16 protein-coding genes are annotated in these 16,048 nt (G+C 62.0%); 13 read left to right on the top strand and 3 right to left on the bottom strand.

Going from position 1 to position 16,048, the window contains the following annotated elements; all coding sequences use genetic code 11:
* Positions 1 to 217 precede the first annotated feature (217 nt).
* Together BLW55_RS14275 and bfr are read left to right on the top strand one after the other, a co-directional pair.
* Entirely contained in the window at positions 218 to 532 is a 315-nt protein-coding gene (locus BLW55_RS14275) for a (2Fe-2S)-binding protein (protein ID WP_081487800.1), read from the top strand.
* On the top strand, positions 498 to 983 hold the full coding sequence (gene bfr / locus BLW55_RS14270; protein ID WP_007010512.1) for a bacterioferritin: 486 nt from the start codon (positions 498 to 500) through the stop codon (positions 981 to 983). Before BLW55_RS14275 ends, bfr begins: the two co-directional genes overlap by 35 nt.
* 188 nt (positions 984 to 1,171) lie before the next feature.
* Here bfr and BLW55_RS14265 read toward each other — a convergent pair whose 3' ends face one another.
* Positions 1,172 to 2,146 carry a class I SAM-dependent methyltransferase gene (locus BLW55_RS14265; RefSeq protein ID WP_090329239.1) on the bottom strand — a complete coding sequence of 325 codons (975 nt, stop codon included), beginning with the start codon at positions 2,144 to 2,146 and terminating at the stop codon, positions 1,172 to 1,174.
* 116 nt (positions 2,147 to 2,262) lie between these two features.
* On the opposite strand from BLW55_RS14265, the gene BLW55_RS14260 reads away from it, so the two are divergent.
* Positions 2,263 to 3,273, top strand: coding sequence for a ligase-associated DNA damage response exonuclease (locus BLW55_RS14260; protein WP_090329238.1), 1,011 nt, complete (start codon positions 2,263 to 2,265; stop codon positions 3,271 to 3,273).
* The gene (locus tag BLW55_RS14255; protein WP_090329237.1) at positions 3,273 to 4,871 is read left to right on the top strand and encodes a cisplatin damage response ATP-dependent DNA ligase; all 1,599 of its coding nucleotides are present in this window, start codon (positions 3,273 to 3,275) and stop codon (positions 4,869 to 4,871) included. Before BLW55_RS14260 ends, BLW55_RS14255 begins: the two co-directional genes overlap by 1 nt.
* An 8-nt stretch (positions 4,872 to 4,879) precedes the next feature.
* Here BLW55_RS14255 and BLW55_RS14250 read toward each other — a convergent pair whose 3' ends face one another.
* Positions 4,880 to 5,974, bottom strand: coding sequence for a hypothetical protein (locus BLW55_RS14250; protein WP_007010508.1), 1,095 nt, complete (start codon positions 5,972 to 5,974; stop codon positions 4,880 to 4,882).
* Between the two features lie 156 nt (positions 5,975 to 6,130).
* On the opposite strand from BLW55_RS14250, the gene BLW55_RS14245 reads away from it, so the two are divergent.
* Both BLW55_RS14245 and BLW55_RS14240 read left to right on the top strand, forming a co-directional pair.
* Positions 6,131 to 7,273 carry an aminotransferase class I/II-fold pyridoxal phosphate-dependent enzyme gene (locus BLW55_RS14245; RefSeq protein WP_090329236.1) on the top strand — a complete coding sequence of 381 codons (1,143 nt, stop codon included), beginning with the start codon at positions 6,131 to 6,133 and terminating at the stop codon, positions 7,271 to 7,273.
* A 101-nt stretch (positions 7,274 to 7,374) separates the two neighbouring features.
* The gene (locus tag BLW55_RS14240) at positions 7,375 to 8,331 is read left to right on the top strand and encodes an NAD(P)H-dependent flavin oxidoreductase (RefSeq protein WP_025029980.1); all 957 of its coding nucleotides are present in this window, start codon (positions 7,375 to 7,377) and stop codon (positions 8,329 to 8,331) included.
* A 12-nt stretch (positions 8,332 to 8,343) separates the two neighbouring features.
* Here the strand turns inward: BLW55_RS14240 and BLW55_RS14235 are convergent, their stop codons facing one another.
* Positions 8,344 to 8,751 (bottom strand): GFA family protein, encoded by a 408-nt coding sequence (locus BLW55_RS14235; protein ID WP_025029979.1) that lies wholly within the window; start codon positions 8,749 to 8,751, stop codon positions 8,344 to 8,346.
* 226 nt (positions 8,752 to 8,977) lie between these two features.
* Here BLW55_RS14235 and phnC point away from each other — a divergent pair, with 226 nt between their 5' ends.
* The 7 genes from phnC (at position 8,978) to phnN (ending at position 15,993) form a co-directional block, all read left to right on the top strand.
* A complete protein-coding gene (gene phnC, locus BLW55_RS14230; protein WP_025029978.1) occupies positions 8,978 to 9,820 on the top strand; it encodes a phosphonate ABC transporter ATP-binding protein in 843 nt (280 codons plus the stop codon).
* 87 nt (positions 9,821 to 9,907) lie between these two features.
* A complete protein-coding gene (gene phnD / locus BLW55_RS14225) occupies positions 9,908 to 10,816 on the top strand; it encodes a phosphonate ABC transporter substrate-binding protein (protein ID WP_090329235.1) in 909 nt (302 codons plus the stop codon).
* Between the two features lie 67 nt (positions 10,817 to 10,883).
* Positions 10,884 to 11,852, top strand: coding sequence for a phosphonate ABC transporter, permease protein PhnE (gene phnE, locus BLW55_RS14220; RefSeq protein ID WP_025029977.1), 969 nt, complete (start codon positions 10,884 to 10,886; stop codon positions 11,850 to 11,852).
* A 2-nt stretch (positions 11,853 to 11,854) separates the two neighbouring features.
* On the top strand, positions 11,855 to 13,402 hold the full coding sequence (phnE, locus tag BLW55_RS14215) for a phosphonate ABC transporter, permease protein PhnE (protein ID WP_090329234.1): 1,548 nt from the start codon (positions 11,855 to 11,857) through the stop codon (positions 13,400 to 13,402).
* A gap of 112 nt (positions 13,403 to 13,514) precedes the next feature.
* Complete coding sequence (locus BLW55_RS14210) at positions 13,515 to 14,222, top strand: DUF1045 domain-containing protein (protein ID WP_090329233.1); 708 nt, start codon at positions 13,515 to 13,517, stop codon at positions 14,220 to 14,222.
* 2 nt (positions 14,223 to 14,224) lie between these two features.
* A complete protein-coding gene (locus tag BLW55_RS14205; protein ID WP_090329232.1) occupies positions 14,225 to 15,364 on the top strand; it encodes an alpha-D-ribose 1-methylphosphonate 5-triphosphate diphosphatase in 1,140 nt (379 codons plus the stop codon).
* Positions 15,361 to 15,993 carry a phosphonate metabolism protein/1,5-bisphosphokinase (PRPP-forming) PhnN gene (gene phnN, locus BLW55_RS14200; RefSeq protein WP_007010497.1) on the top strand — a complete coding sequence of 211 codons (633 nt, stop codon included), beginning with the start codon at positions 15,361 to 15,363 and terminating at the stop codon, positions 15,991 to 15,993. Before BLW55_RS14205 ends, phnN begins: the two co-directional genes overlap by 4 nt.
* The last annotated feature ends 55 nt before the right edge of the window (positions 15,994 to 16,048 follow it).

Here is a 16,048-nt window from a genome sequence, read left to right as displayed (position 1 = left end):
CTATAATCCTGCATCCGCGCGATGCGTCCATGATGTCTGGGCCTTTAACCCTTTCGATCGCAGGACGTCTGTCGTCGCCCGCCATCCTGTATGCCGTCGAACCTGCCGGCACACATGGAGATGGTCCGGGCTCTTCCTCCGACAAACTCCCGCCTTGAAGGTTCTGGTTCTGCACCTGGGCCCGACCTTGCAAAGCCACGGAGTTTCCGACGTCGCCATGCTCGTCTGTCAGTGCAACATGATCACCCAGAAAGAGGTCGAGGATACGATCATCTCGATGCTGGATGCTGATCCATGGCAGCTTATCGTGCCAGCCAAGGTCTATCATACGATGTCCAAGCGCGGACGGTGTTGCGGCTGCTTCCCAAATGTGGTGGAAACGATCATCCGAGTCACGGAAGAGTACCACCAGCGTCACGATCAAAGCGAGGGAGCTGAAGTCGTGACATATCTAGACCAGGTTCGCGCCCTGCGCGAACGCTACGGGAGCAGGTTCAATGAAAGGCGACAAAAAGGTTATCGAGCGGCTTAACGAAGCGCTCACCCACGAACTCGGTGCGGTCAACCAGTACTGGCTGCACTATCGCCTTCTTGAGGATTGGGGCTACACCAAGCTTGCCAAGAAGGAACGCGAGGAATCCATCGAGGAGATGCACCACGCCGACAAGCTGGTCGAGCGCATCATCTTCCTCGAAGGCCACCCCAACCTGCAGGTCGTCGGACCGCTTCGCATTGGCCAGAACATCAAGGAAGTCCTCGAGGCAGATCTCGCCGGCGAGCATGACGCCCGCAAGCTCTACAAGGAGTCGCGCGACGACTGCCACGCCGCAGGCGATTACGTCTCCATGAAGCTGTTCGAAGAGCTTCTCGCAGACGAGGAGGGCCACATCGACTATCTCGAAACCCAGCTCGAACTGCTTGAGAATATCGGCGTCGAAAAATACGGCCAGCTCAACGCCGGTTCAGCCGACGAGGCCGAGTAACTTGGTCCTGGGTTGGCCGGTTCAAGCTCTGCTCCGGCCAACCCATTTCGCATTTTGAGCATCGGACCGAAAACACGCTCAGCCGCCTAGAGCATTTTGCAGTCAGGTGGAATCACCTGACGCCAGCACAAATGCAGGAAATCAAACAGATAGAGCGGAGCGGCGTTTCCATGAAACGGTGAAACGCTCTAATGGGCCCGAGGCCGCTCTTTCCGGCGGGAGATGATGGCGGGATCGGCGGGCCGGGTCTCGTTGCCAACCCGTTCTGCGACCACGATCAGACCTTCTATCGGTTCTCCACGGTCCATCCGGATCGTCGCCTTCTCGAGCAGCACGGGGTCGAACCCGGCTTCGGTAAGGACCGCACGCAGGTGTGGTTCGGAATGGGCGTAGCGGCGCGAGGCACGCAGCACCATTGCTTCAGGCCCCGTGTGATGCTCGACCGAGAAGACAAACAGCGTGCCCGGCGCGAGCGATGCACCGGCCACGGCAAACAGCCTTTCAAGTGCCCCCAGATACATGAACACATCCGCCGCCGTCACGAGATCTGCTGCGCGCGGAAAATCGGCGAGTGCTGACAGATCCGCACGTGCCAGCCGGTCGTAGATCTGCTTGCCCTCTGCCCGCCTAAGCATTTCCGCGGAAATGTCGATCCCCTCAAGAAAACTCACACGGGCCCTCAACCGCTCGCCCATCAGACCGGTGCCGCAACCGAGATCAACGGCATGGGCGAAGCTTTCTCGGCCGACACGCAGAAGTGCCTCGTCCAGCAATTGCGGCACGCGATAGCTGAGCCTGTCCACCAGCGTGGTATCAAATGTATCCGCGTACTGATCGAACAGCGTTTCGACGAAGGCGGAAGGCACGGCCCCGAGCCCATCCAGTGCGCCGTGCAGCTCCAGCTTCAGCGCTGCCCCAAGCCGGTCTTTGCCGTCGAGCCTCAGAACCGTGCGCCAGGCTTCCACGGCAGCAGCGATTTCGCCGGCTTCAGCAAGCATCTCCCCATGGCGATAGTGTCCGGCCGCCCACCCGGGCACGAGCTGCAGCGCGTCGCCCAGAAGCGTGGTGGCAGCTTTGTAATCGCCATTTTCGAAAAGCATTTCGGCATAGTCGGCCCGACGGTCGGCCAGGAGGTTGCCCGAGGTAAAGGTGAGCGGGTTCATGCGGTGCGTGTGTTCCGGGAGGGCCCTTGCGCGGGCGGTGAGCGCTTATGCTCCCGGAAATCTCTCCTGACAAGCCTGTCTTTCTCTGCCGGAAAAATATCCTATCTTCTCAGACCATGAAGCCGCAGAACCTCCTCCAGCCCCGTCCGGCGGGGCTTTATTGCCCGCCCGGCGATTTCTACATCGACCCCGTGCGCCCGGTGGAGCGGGCAATGATCACGCATGGCCATGCGGACCACGCCCGCGCCGGACATGGACATGTCCTGGCGACGAGGGAGACGCTCGATATCATGGAACTGCGCTACGGTGCGGGCTTTGCGGAAAGCCGGCAGCCCATTGGCTATGGCGAGCCGCTTCAGCAGGAAGGCGTGACCGTCTCGTTTCACCCGGCGGGCCATGTGCTCGGTTCCGCACAGATCGCGGTCGAGAAGAATGGCCTGCGCATTGTCGCTTCAGGCGATTACAAGCGCCATCCCGATGCAACCTGCGCACCGTTCGAGCCTGTGCGCTGCGACGTCTTCATCACCGAGGCGACCTTCGGCCTGCCGGTTTTCGTCCATCCCGACCCCATGAGCGAAATACGCCGTCTGACCGCCTCGCTGACGCAGTTTCCCGAGCGCGCGCACATCCTCGGCGCCTATTCGCTCGGCAAGGCCCAGCGCGTCATCAGCCTCCTGCGGGCAGCCGGCCATGATGCGCCCATCCTCATTCACGGTGCGCTGGAAAAGCTCTGCTGTTACTATCAGGAACAGGGCATCGATCTTGGCGAACTTGAACCCGCAACGGTCGAGGAGGGCATCGAGGACCGCGCCGCGGGCCGGGTTGTCGTCGCGCCCCCATCTGTGTTCGGTGAACGCTGGACGCGGCGTTTCGCCGACCCGCTCAACGTCTTCGCCTCCGGCTGGATGCGCATCCGCCAGCGCGCGAAGCAGCGCGGTGTCGAGCTGCCTTTGATCCTTTCCGACCATGCCGACTGGAACGAGCTGACCGCCACCATCCGCGAAACGGAAGCGAACGAGGTCTGGGTGACGCATGGACGTGAGGAGGCCATCGTGCGCTGGTGTGAACTGAACGGTATCATGGCCCGCCCGCTCAATCTCGTCGGCTATGAAGACGAGGCCGAGTGATGCAGCGCTTTGCAGATCTGCTCGACCGCCTTGTCCTGACCCCGTCGCGCAACGGGAAGATCCGCCTTCTCACGGATCATTTTCGCGCCGTGCCCGATCCCGACCGTGGCTACGCTCTGGCCGCGCTGACCGGCGGGCTCGACTTTCCCGCCGTCAAGCCCGCCATGCTACGCACCCTGATCGGCGAGCGCATGGACGAAGTGCTTTTCGCTTACTCCTATGACTATGTCGGCGATCTCGCCGAGACCATCTCGCTTGTCTGGCCATCCGCGGCTGAGGGCGAGACCCGGCCGCCCCCGCTCTCGGAGATCGTTGAAACGCTCTCCAGGCTTGGACGAGCCGAGGCACCCTCCGTCATCGCGGGCCTGCTCGACCGGCTCGATCCTTCCGCCCGTTTCGCGCTCATCAAGCTTGCGACCGGCGGTTTGCGAATCGGCGTTTCCGCTCGGCTTGCAAAGCAGGCGCTGGCCATTTTCGGCGACCGCGATGTGGGCGAGATCGAAGAGCTCTGGCACGGGCTCGAACCACCCTATGAAGCGCTCTTCGCCTGGCTTGAAGGCACAAGGGAGAAACCCGTCAGCACGGTCAAGGCGCTCTTCAGTCCCGTCATGCTTGCCCATCCGGTCAGCGACGGCGATCTCGAAAAACTCAATCCGGCTGACTATGCCGCCGAATGGAAATGGGACGGCATCCGCGTTCAGGCGATCTGCGAAGACGGCGTGAAACGGCTTTATTCGCGCACGGGCGACGATGTTTCTGGCGCATTTCCCGATCTTTTGGCGGAATTCGATGCTGAAATCTCCCTGGATGGAGAGCTTCTGGTCGGAAATCCAAGATTCAGGACCGGAACATTCTCGGATCTGCAGCAGCGCCTGAACCGCAAAACGGTTTCAAAAAAGATGCTGGCCGAATACCCGGTCTTCCTGCGCTGCTACGACCTTCTGCGGGTCGAAGGCGAGGATCTGCGTTCCCTTGCCTTCACCGATCGCCGGGCAGCACTGCAGAAGATGCTTCCGGCATTGTCGCAGGACCGTTTCGACCTCTCGCCCATGGTCGCATTTTCAAACTGGCAGGAGCTTGAGGAAAAGCGCCGCGCGCCGCCCCACCCGGTCATCGAAGGCGTTATGCTGAAACGGCGCGATTCCACCTATGTGCCGGGTCGCCCGAAGGGGCCGTGGTTCAAATGGAAGCGCGATCCGTTTACCGTCGATGCCGTGCTGATGTATGCCCAACGCGGCCACGGCAAACGGTCAAGCTATTACTCCGACTATACGTTCGGCGTGTGGAAGGGGCCGGAAGAGGCGCCCGAACTGGTGCCTGTCGGCAAGGCTTACTTCGGTTTCACCGACGAGGAACTGAAGCAGATAGACAAATACGTGCGCGACAACACCATCGAACGGTTCGGCCCCGTCCGCTCGGTGCGCGCTGAACGCGGTCACGGCCTCGTTCTGGAAATCGCTTTTGAAGGGTTGAACCGCTCGACCCGCCACAAATCGGGCGTCGCCATGCGCTTCCCGCGCATCTCCCGCCTGCGCTGGGACAAGCCGGCAGCCGAGGCGGACCGGCTTGAAACGCTGACGGCCATGCTCGTTGATTAAAGCCAGGACTACCGCGTGGCTCTGGCAGCACGGATGGAGAAAACATCAAGCGCATGCCCTTCGCCCGTTGCATCGGGAATGATCGTGATCGTGCCGCCGCCACTGGGCGACTGATTGGGCAGCTCGACTTCGAAGAGGTAGTCAGCGCGGGTTGGCCCCACCACGTAGCGGGTGCGCCCGCAACCGCCGAGTGCTCCGAAATTGCAGGACAGCGAGAGCTGCGTTTCTTCGCCATCCTGCGCCCGGGCCTCAATGCTGAAAATGGCGTTCTGTCCGGCAAGTGTCTCCAGAACGCCCTGCCCGACATCGAAGGAGATGCCGGCGCTGCCGGCGGTGCTTGCGCGCAGGAAAACCTGATCGTCATTGCGCATCACGTCGATATTGCCACCGTCCGGTGCCGAAACACTGGTCGGGTCGGCCGGGTCGAAAACCGTGATCCACTGGCCGGTCGCCCGGCTTCCGCGTGATCCGGACAAGGACGCATCGTCGCCGCCTGAATAGCTGTCCTCCTCAAGAGCCAGTGGAGGGTTGCGCACACTGGTGTCGCGCTCATCGCCGGACATCAGGATCCCACTGGACATGGTCCACCAGAGCCCCATGCCGGCGAAAGCCACCAGGGTCGCCACCAGAAAAAGCATGGCGTAGGGACGGCGCTGTCGAGGCAGGGCTGCTCGGATGCGACGCTTTGCGTCCTCCTGCGAGGGCTCATCGGGGGTGAAGCCGCGGTCACGGGGGTCAATCCGTGGTGCGAAATCGCCATTGTCGTCCTTCGGGCGCGGCGCACGGCGCGGCTCCGGCGATACCTGCGGTGATGGGTTTTTTCGTTGGTCAGGTTCGGGCCGCGAAACCGGAGGAACCTCCGCCTTCTGCGTCGGCGAAGACGAAGAAGCCGCGGCGGGCACAAACTCCGTCTCGATCTCCGTTATGGTATCCTTCAGATTCTCGCGTCTGGCGAGCTTCGCGTCTTCTGAAAGATCGTCACGCGCTTCGAGCGTGCGTTCCAGCGCGGCAAAGGCAGAACGATAAACCTTTTCACGAAAGGGCCGTTTGCTCGCGTCGCCCTTTTCGAACGCCTTTCTTATCGCATTTTCTATCGCGTCCAAGGCTGGCTGCCCTCTTTGCCTGTCACTGCCCCATGGTTAACCTTTGGTGAGTATGCAATCAACGGTCATAACAAGGTGTGAACAATCGGCTCCTCCCGCCCAGGCACGTGGAATCCGGTTCAATGTCCATCCCAATCATGCCCCAAGGAGTTCAGAATGCGGGATTTCGCGCTCGAGGTTCACTTTTCCCGCTGGGAGTTCAACGCCCGGCATCACATGACCGCCTCCGACATGGAGAGCATGACGCTTGGCGAACTGACGCAGATGGCCGGGCCTTCCGCGCGTGAAAATCTCGATGCGCTGTGGCTCGGCTACACGGAAACATGGGGCGCGCCGGACCTGCGCGAGGCCATTGCCGCCACATATGACGGTCTTTCCGCGCGTGACATCCTCTGCTTCGCCGGTGCCGAGGAAGGCATTTATGCGGCCATGCGGGTGATGCTTTCACCCGGGGATCACGCCATCGTTTCCGTTCCAAACTACCAGGCTGCGGAGACCGTGCCGCTGGGGCTGTGCGCGGTGACCGGCGTTCCGCTTCTGGAAAACGACAACTGGCGGCTCGATCTCGATGCGGTGCGTGCCGCGATCCGTCCCAACACGAAGCTCATCTCGGTCAACCTGCCCAACAATCCGACCGGCGCCCTGATGCCGCAGGAGGATTTCGCAGCCCTCGTGGCGCTTTGCCGCGAGCACGATCTCTACCTTTTCAGTGATGAGGTCTACCGCCTGCTCGAACGCGACGAGGCCGGGCGCCTGCCGCAGGCAGCGGAAGCCTATGAGAAGGGCGTTTCCCTCAACGTGATGTCCAAGGCCTATGGCCTGCCGGGCCTGCGTATCGGCTGGATCGCCAGCCGCGACAGCGCGCTGTTGCAGAAGCTGGAGCGCTACAAGCACTATCTCTCCATCTGCAATTCCGCCCCAAGCGAACGGCTGGCGGTGATGGCGCTTTCGGTGAGCGACCGGATCCTCGCGCGCAACCGCGCGCTTATCGCAGAGAATCTGGAGAAGATGGATACTTTCTTCGCAGAGTATCCGGACCTGTTCGACTGGCGGCACCCGGATGGCGGCTGCGTTGCCTATCCACGCTACAACGGGCGGGACGGTGTCGAGCGTTTCTGTCATGATCTCGTGGAGCAGGCGGGCGTTCTGCTGTTGCCCGCCTCGGTCTACCGTTCAGAGCTGATGGAGACCCCCGCGGGACGCTTCCGCGTTGGCTTCGGACGCAGGGGTATTGAAGCCGGGCTTGCGGCGATGAAGGATTTCATCGCGCGTCGGCACAACGACATCGCGCCCGCCTGAGAAAGCATCGGCACAAAATGTGCGACCGGAGGTTTTCAATACGGGGTGAGATGCTGTAGAAGCTTTGACGTTTACGAATACGTCAATTAAGGGGACTGCTCATGGCGCTTCCGGCCGTTTTTGACACATTGCGTTTGCCCGTGGTCGGCGCGCCTCTGTTCATCATCTCGCATCCGCCGCTGGTGGTGGCGCAGTGCAAGGCTGGCGTGGTGGGCTCGTTTCCCGCGCTCAACGCCCGCCCCAAGGAACAGCTCGACGAGTGGCTTTCGCAGATCACCGAAGAGCTGGCCGCGCATGACGCACAGAACCCGGATCGCCCCTCCGCCCCCTTTGCGGTCAACCAGATCGTTCACCGTTCCAACGACCGGCTGGAGCACGATCTGAGGGTCTGCGTGGACCACAAGGTGCCGATTGTGATCACCTCGCTCGGCGCGGTCGAGGAAGTGAACCAGGCCGTCCATTCCTATGGCGGTATCGTGTTGCACGACATCATTCACGACCGCCATGCACGCAAGGCGATCGAAAAGGGCGCTGACGGACTGATTGCCGTGGCAACCGGTGCCGGCGGTCATGCGGGCACGCTCTCGCCCTTCGCGCTGGTGCAGGAAATCCGGCAGTGGTTCGACGGACCGCTGCTTCTCTCGGGCGCCATTGCCAATGGCGGTGCGGTGCTCGCCGCCGAAGCGATGGGCGCGGATCTTGCCTATATCGGCTCGCCGTTCATCGCCACGCACGAAGCGCGTGCGCCGGGCGACTACAAGGAAATGATCGTCTCTTCGCGCGCAGCCGATATCGTCTACTCCAACCTCTTTACCGGCGTGCACGGCAATTATCTGAAGGGCTCCATCGTGAAAGCCGGCATGGACCCTGACAATCTGCCGGAAGCCGATCCCTCCAAGATGAATTTCGCCAGCGCCGACGCAAAGGCCTGGCGCGACATCTGGGGCAGCGGACAGGGTGTCGGTGCGGTGAGCGAGATCACCGGCGCAGGCGCGCTCGTGGACCGGCTTGCAGACGAGTATGCCGCGGCAAAGAATCGGCTCTGCGGCCCTCGCTAACCCTTTCGCGCATCACCCCGGCAGGCCGTCCAGCCGGGTTACCTCATCCAGCCCGTCATCCCAGTTCGCCCGGCTGGAAAGACAGATATGCGCATTGGGGCGCACGTCAACGGGCGTATCGAGGCTGCCAGCAGGAACGACAATCATCGCGCCACCGGCCTCCGCCCTCGGCAGGGCTGAACCACAGGTTCGGCAGAAGCTCCTCCTGTGCCGCGCATCGGGCACGCGATAACTCTCGATACAGTCTTCGCCTGAAAGCCAGGTGATCTCGGCCTCGCTCGAAAACAGATTTGCCGCATGGGCGGAGCCCGACCCTTTCCTGCATCGTGAACAGTGACACAGATAAAAGCGCTCGAATGTGCCTGAGATCTCAAATCTCACCGTGCCACACAGACACTTGCCGGAATGCTTCGTACTCATGGTTTGTTTCCCTCCAGACAGCGCCCCTTAGCGGCAGGACCCCTTAACACATCCGGCAGAGAACCGCATTCGATGCGTACCACCCCGTGTCTGTAGGAGCTGTGTACTGTCAAAAAACCGTCATCCAGGCGACATCCAGGTTTCATCCACACCCATTAGGCGAAAGAGCAACAAGGGCGGAAAGCCCGCGGGAGAGCCGCAACAAGGCGCTTAACGGGATCAGCAAATGCTTGAAATTCGACAGGTCACCCGACGCTTCGGACAGAACACGGCCGTGCGCGACGTGGAACTGGAAATCGAACAGGGCCAGATGGTCGGCATCATTGGCCGCTCCGGTGCCGGCAAATCGACGCTTCTGCGCATGATCAACCGGCTGATCGATCCGTCCGAAGGCTCGATCTCATTTCAGGGCAAAGAGGTATCGGCTCTTAAAGGCGCGGAGCTGCGCCGTTGGCAGCGCGATTGCGCCATGATCTTCCAGCAGTTCAATCTGGTGCCGCGCCTCGACGTGCTGACCAACGTCCTGCTCGGGCGCCTCAACCATCGTTCCACCGTTCTCAACCTGATGAACATGTTCACCCGCGAGGAGCGCATCCGCGCCATCGCCGCACTGGAGCGCCTCGACATCGCCCAGACGGCGCTGCAGCGCGCTGGCACCCTTTCCGGCGGTCAGCAGCAGCGCGTTGCGATTGCCCGTGCTCTCATGCAGGAACCGAAGGTGATCCTCGCCGACGAGCCGATCGCCTCGCTCGATCCGCTCAACGCCAAGGTGGTTATGGACTCGCTGGCCGACATCAACGCCCGCGAAGGCATCACCGTCATCACCAACCTGCACACGCTCGACACGGCGCGCGCCTATTGCAACCGCATTATCGGCATGGCCAAGGGCGCGGTGGTTTTCGACGGCCCGCCTGAGGCGCTGACCAGCGAAGCGGTGCGCACCATTTATGGCGGCGAGGAAGGCGCGGAGCTTTCCGAAGCCATTACCTCCACCAGCATCAATGTTCCGGCTCCGCAGCCGGCAAGGAAATCGATCGGTCAGGCGCAACCGGCGCTCGCCGCCGTCTGACCTACGGGATCGCCTGGCCCGCGTAACGGGCCGCTCTGCCTGAAAACCCGCCGGCGGGAAAAGCCGGCACCCAAATGGAGAGACGTCATGTTCAAGAAAGCTCTTATGGGCGCCGTAGCGCTCACCGCAATGATGGTCGGGGGCGCACAGGCCGAAGACCTGAAGGAATTCCGCATCGGCATTCTCGGCGGCGAAAACGAAGCCGACCGCCTGCGCAACTTCTCCTGCATGGTCGACAAGCTTCCTGAGGTTCTGGGCGTCGAGAAGGTCGCTCTGTTCCCGGCTGCCGACTATGACGGCGTGATCCAGGGCCTGCTCGGCGGCACGCTCGACTATGCCGAGCTCGGCGCTTCGGGCTATGCAAAGGTCTATCTGGAAGACCCGAAGGCCGTTGAGCCGATCCTCACAACGGTGCAGACCGACGGTTCGACCGGCTATCACTCGGTCATGGTGGCCCGCAAGGATTCCGGCATCAAGTCGCTGGAAGACATGAAGGGCAAGAAGCTCGGCTTCGCCGACCCGGATTCCACCTCCGGCTACCTCGTACCCGCCGTCACGCTCCCCAAGGCCATCAACGCTTCTGTTGAAGAGTTCTTTGGCGAGACCGGCTTCGGCGGCGGCCACGAGAATCTGGTTCTCGAAGTGGTGAAGGGCACGTTCGACGCCGGCACGACCTGGGCTTCCGGTGTTGGCGAGTTCTCCGACGGCTACACCTCCGGCAACCTGCACAAGATGGTCGAGAAGGGTATTCTCGACATGGACGATCTGGTTGAGCTCTGGAAGTCCCCGCTGATCCCGAACGGTCCGGTCGTGGTTCGCACCTCCATGGACGCCGACATGAAGAACAAGTTCAAGACCTTCATGATGGAAATGCCGGAAGCCGATCCGGAGTGCTTCGCGGCCATCCAGGGCGGCGACTACAAGGGCTACACCGAAGTGACGCCGGCATTCTACGAGCCGATCATCGACGCCCGTCGCTCCAAGATCGGTTCCTGATCCCTTTCCCGCAATCTGACACGCCGCCGGCCCGTGCCGGCGGCGTTGTCGCACAGGCGTGCCAGACATGACAGCAACGACCCATTCCCCGCTTCTTTCCGAAGCCGGCCAGGCCGTGGAGCGCCACTGGCGCGAACTGGCCGGACGCCGCCGGCTCTACACCATTGGCGGCATCGTGTTCATGGTTCTCGCCATGAGCGGTTCGCTCTGGTTTGCCAATGAATCGAACGCCGGCAAGTTCTTCGACCGACTGCCCTATCTGTTCGATTTCGTGGGTCAGATGCTGCCGCGCGATGGCTGGGAAATCTGGCGCGCCCTTTTCGACCTGCCCTCGCCCTATGACGATGGCAGCCTGAAATACAATTATCCCGATGGACGGATCTATCTCACCGAGACGTTCTATCTGCCCGAGTATTTCTACAAGATGCTGGAAACCATCAACATTGCGCTGGTTTCCACGCTGATCGGGTTCGGCTTTGGCTTCGTCCTTTGCTTTCTGGCAGCATCGAACCTGACGACGCGGCGCTGGCTACGGTTCTTCGTGCGCCGTTTCATGGAGCTGCTGCGCGCCTTCCCCGAAATCGTCATCGCCGGCTTCTTTCTGGCCGTGCTGTCCATCGGGGCCGTGCCCGCGATCATCGCAGTCTCGATCCATACGATCGGCGCGCTTGGCAAAATGTTCTTCGAGGTGGTCGAGAACGCCGACATGAAGGCCGAGGAAGGCCTGCGTGCCGCTGGTGCAAACTGGACGGAGCGTGTCTGGTTCGCCATCGTTCCGCAGGTCATGCCCAACTTCCTGAGCTACGCGCTCCTGCGTTTCGAGATCAATGTGCGCGCCTCCACCATCATCGGCGCGGTCGGTGGTGGCGGTATCGGCGAGGCGCTGCGCCTGTCGATCAGCCGCACGCATGAGGCCAAGACGCTCGCCATCATCCTTCTCCTGTTCTGCACCATCGTCGCGGTAGACCAGCTTTCGGCCTGGCTGCGCGGTCGCCTCGTCGGCAGGCAGGCATTCGAATTCGGCCGGGGAGGCTGACCATGACCGAGACCGAAGCCAGCGCCATCGTCGCGCGTCACACGGATGTTTTTCAGCGCCCGCTGCTTGAGCGCTTTCGCGCCGCGCTCATCATCGCTGCCGTCGCGCTCTACATGGTCTTCGCCTGGTGGCTCTTTGCCGTGGGGCAGGTGATCTCCGGCGGCAATTGGGACATTGCGGGCAGCTATCTGGCAGACTGGGTTTCCTACGAGGTGCGCCCGGACATCGAGTATGACGGCGATGCGCTGGATGTTTCCTTCCCCCGTTTCTCGCCACTGGGCGACGATCCGAAACCGGACTGGGTGGTGACGGAGACGGCGACCGTCGAACGCCGCAGCGCAGCGACCAGCGCAGCCGCGGGCGCCGGCAGCGGCCAAACCAGCGGCGCCGGCTTCCTCGGGTCGCTGGACACGAAGCCTGCTGCGAAAGACGACGGTGGGTTTCTTGGTGCCATGTCGTCTCCTTCGGCGCCATCAGAAAATCCGTCCGTAAACACCGCACCGGCGGAACCGGTGGTGACCCGTGAAGAAGCCATTGTGGGCGCCGATGTTTCCTTCGGTGGCGGCACGCATATCCGCGTTCAGCCCGGCTTCGTGACCGTCACGCACAAGGGCGAGACGCTGGAACTCGACATCAAGGAGCAGATCGCGGTCAATGCGCGCGGGCCCCTGCCCGACTGGGCAAGCCAGCGCGCACCCGGCTCCAAAGTGATCGCGCGCTTCGGCTTTGCCGGCCGTGCGGAGATCGAAGACGATGAGGTCAAGATACGTCGCCGCTTCCTCGGTTGGGAGAACTTCTTCTTCGATACGCGATCTCCCTATTGGGGCATGTCGGCCAGCGAGGTTCTGGGCACGATCTTCTTTGACGATCGCATAGAGGAAGGCCGCTCCAATCTGGCCATTGCCTGGGACAACATCGTCAACAATGCCGACTGGCAACATGGCGATGTGTGGCTGAAGCTGCTGCAGACCATCGTCATGGCGTTTGCCGGCACGGTGTTCGCCTCACTTCTGGCCTTCCCGCTCGCCTTTGCGGCCGCGCGCAACATCATGCCCAACCGTTTCATCAACCATCTCTTGAAGCGCTCGTTCGACTTCCTGCGCTCGGTGGACATGCTGATCTGGGCGCTGTTCTTCACCCGGGCGTTCGGGCCGGGGCCGCTGGCCGGCATTTCGGCGATCTTCTTCACCGACACCGGCACGTTCGGCAAGCTCTATTCCGAAGCGCTCGAAAACATCGACGACAAGCAGCGCGAGGGCGTGCGCTCTGTCGGTGCGGCCCCATCCTCAGTCCAGCGCTACGGCGTCGTGCCGCAGGTTCTGCCGGTGTTTTTGAGCCAGTCGCTGTATTTCTGGGAGTCCAACACGCGCTCGGCCACCATCATCGGTGCAGTGGGTGCAGGCGGCATCGGCCTCAAGCTCTGGGAGGCCATGCGCACCAATCAGGACTGGGAAAACGTGGCTTACATGGTGCTCCTCATCCTGATGGTCGTTTTCGTCTTCGACAATATTTCCAACATGCTGCGCCAGCGCCTCATTGGCAGGCAATGAGGTGGATGATGACGCAGCGGAAATTGGCTGATAGCTTCTGTGGTCCTTTCGAGGGATTCGTTAACCTGTCACACAAATCGCCTATTGCACCGCAATCGGCGAGGAAAAGCTCATGCGCTACGCAATCTACTTCACACCTGAACAAGACGACCCGCTGACGCGGGCAGCCGCCCGCTGGCTGGGTCGCGACGCCTTTACCGGAATGCCGCTGACCCCGGTGGAGGCCGGGCCGTTCTCGGCTGCGGAGATTTCGTTTCACACGGCTGCGGCACGCCGCTACGGGTTTCATGCGACGCTGAAAGCCCCGTTCCGGCTTGCCGAAGGCCAGAGCGAGCAGGCGCTGATCCAGGCGCTGACAAAGTTCTGCGCGCAGATGGAACCGGTGACGATCCCGCGCGCGGTGGTGCGCAGGCTGGACGGCTTTTTTGCGCTCGTGCCAGAAGAACGGTCTGAACGGCTGGATGCGCTGGCGGGCAGCATCGTGGAGAATTTCGAACCCTTCCGCGCGCCGCTGACGGCCAATGAGCTTGAACGGCGCAACCCGGAGAACCTCACGCCCGGACAGCTCAAGAATCTGTACAAATGGGGCTATCCCTATGTGTTCGAGGAATTCCGCTTTCACATGACCCTGACCGGACGCGTGCCACAGGCCGAGGCGCCCCGCATGGAACGCGCCATTGATGCCTTCTTCGGGCCGCTTTTGTCGGAACCACTGGAGATTGGCTCGCTGGCCCTGTTCATCGAGTCGGAGCCGGGCGCGCCGTTCCAGGTGAAATCCTTCCAGACGCTCGGCTGGAACAAGACAAGAAAGACTGCCTGATAATGACGAACGAACTGGTCCTCAAAAATGCCCGCATCGTGCTGCCCGATGAGGTGATCGAAGGCAGCATCTCGATCCGTGACGGGCGCATCGTCGATATTGCCACAGGCAATGCCTCTGTCGGTGAGGATATGGATGGCGATTACGTCCTGCCGGGCCTTGTCGAACTGCACACGGACCATCTGGAGCGCCACTACGCGCCACGCCCGAAAGTGCGCTGGAACCCAATCGCCTCAGTGCTCGCGCATGATGCACAGATTGCGGCATCCGGCATTACCACCGTGTTCGACGCGCTGCGCATCGGCCTCGATGAAGACAGCAACCTCGGCGCGCCGGAAATGCGCGAGCTTGGCCACGCCATCGAAAACAGCGTGGAAGCCGGCCGCCTGCGTGCCGACCACTTCCTGCATCTGCGGTGTGAGGTATCCGCGCCCGATTGTCTGGAGGGTTTCGAACTTTTCAGAAACGACAGCCGCGTGAAGCTCGCTTCACTGATGGACCACTCGCCGGGCCAGCGCCAGTTCACCAGCATCGAGACCTACAAGGTCTACTACATGAACAAGACCGGCATGACGGAAGAGGATTTCCGCCAGTTCTGCGACAAGCGCATCACCCAGTCGCAGACCTATTCGAGCAGGCATCGCAACGCGATTGCCGAAATCTGCCGGGACAACGGCATCATTCTGGCGAGCCATGACGACGCCACGATGGAGCATGTGGACGAAGCCGCGACGCAGGGCGTGCGCGTCGCCGAGTTCCCCACCACGCAGGAGGCCGCCACAGCCTCCCGCGAGGCCGGCATGCAGGTTTTGATGGGCGCGCCCAACGTGGTGCGTGGCGGATCGCATTCCGGCAATGTCTCCGCCCGCAGTCTGGCGGAAGGCAAGACGCTCGACATTTTATCCTCGGACTATATCCCGTTCAGCCTCGTTCAGGCCGCTTTTGCTCTCGGCGAGACGGTGGAACACATCTCGCTGCCGCAGGCTGTCGCCATGGTTTCGAAGAACCCGGCAGAAGCCGTCGGTCTCGATGACCGCGGCATTCTCGAACAGGGCCGTCGCGGCGACATGATCCGCGTGCGGGTGGACGAGCATGTGCCAATCGTGCGCTCGGTCTGGCGCGAGGGAGCGCGGGTGGCATGAGGTCCTCGGCCACGCTGGAACGCGTCATCGACGAGCAGGATTTCCCGATCCGACACGGCGTTTTCATCGCCGTGGCCGGCCCTTCGGGCGCCGGCAAGGATTCGGTGATGGACTATGCGCGTCAGCGGCTCGGGCCCCAGGACAGCGACGTCACCTTCGTGCGCCGTGTCATCACCCGCGAGATGGACGGCGCCGGCGAGGCGCATGACTGCCTCTCCCGCGCCAGTTTTGACGAGGCGGAAAGCAAAGGCGCATTCGCCGTAAGCTGGGAAGCGAACGGGCTAAAATACGGCCTGCCCGCCAGCGTGGACGGCATTGTGCGTGAAGGCCATGTGGCCGTTGCCAACGTTTCCCGCGCCGTCATCCCGCTCCTGCGTGAACGCTATGGCAATGTCATCGCCGTGATCGTGACCGCATCCCGCGAGGTCCTTGCCGAGCGCCTTTCAAGCCGTGGCCGCGAGACCCGCGAGGAAGTGCTGGCGCGTCTCGAACGGGCGCACGCGAAGGAGCTCGCCGTGGAAGACGCAACAATCATCGACAATTCCGGCACGCTGGAAGAGGCGGGTGAAAAGTTTCAGGACATTCTGCGCCGTGCCACCGCCTGGAGCGCGGTGAGCGACAGCGTCTGATCCTCGCCCCTGTTTCAGATATCCTGGCTGATGCCGACAGCCCCTCTTGGCGCTT

Origin of the sequence: Nitratireductor aquibiodomus (assembly GCF_900105565.1) — a bacterium.
Classification (GTDB): domain Bacteria; phylum Pseudomonadota; class Alphaproteobacteria; order Rhizobiales; family Rhizobiaceae; genus Nitratireductor; species Nitratireductor aquibiodomus.
This window is presented reverse-complemented; position numbering and strand designations above follow the sequence as displayed.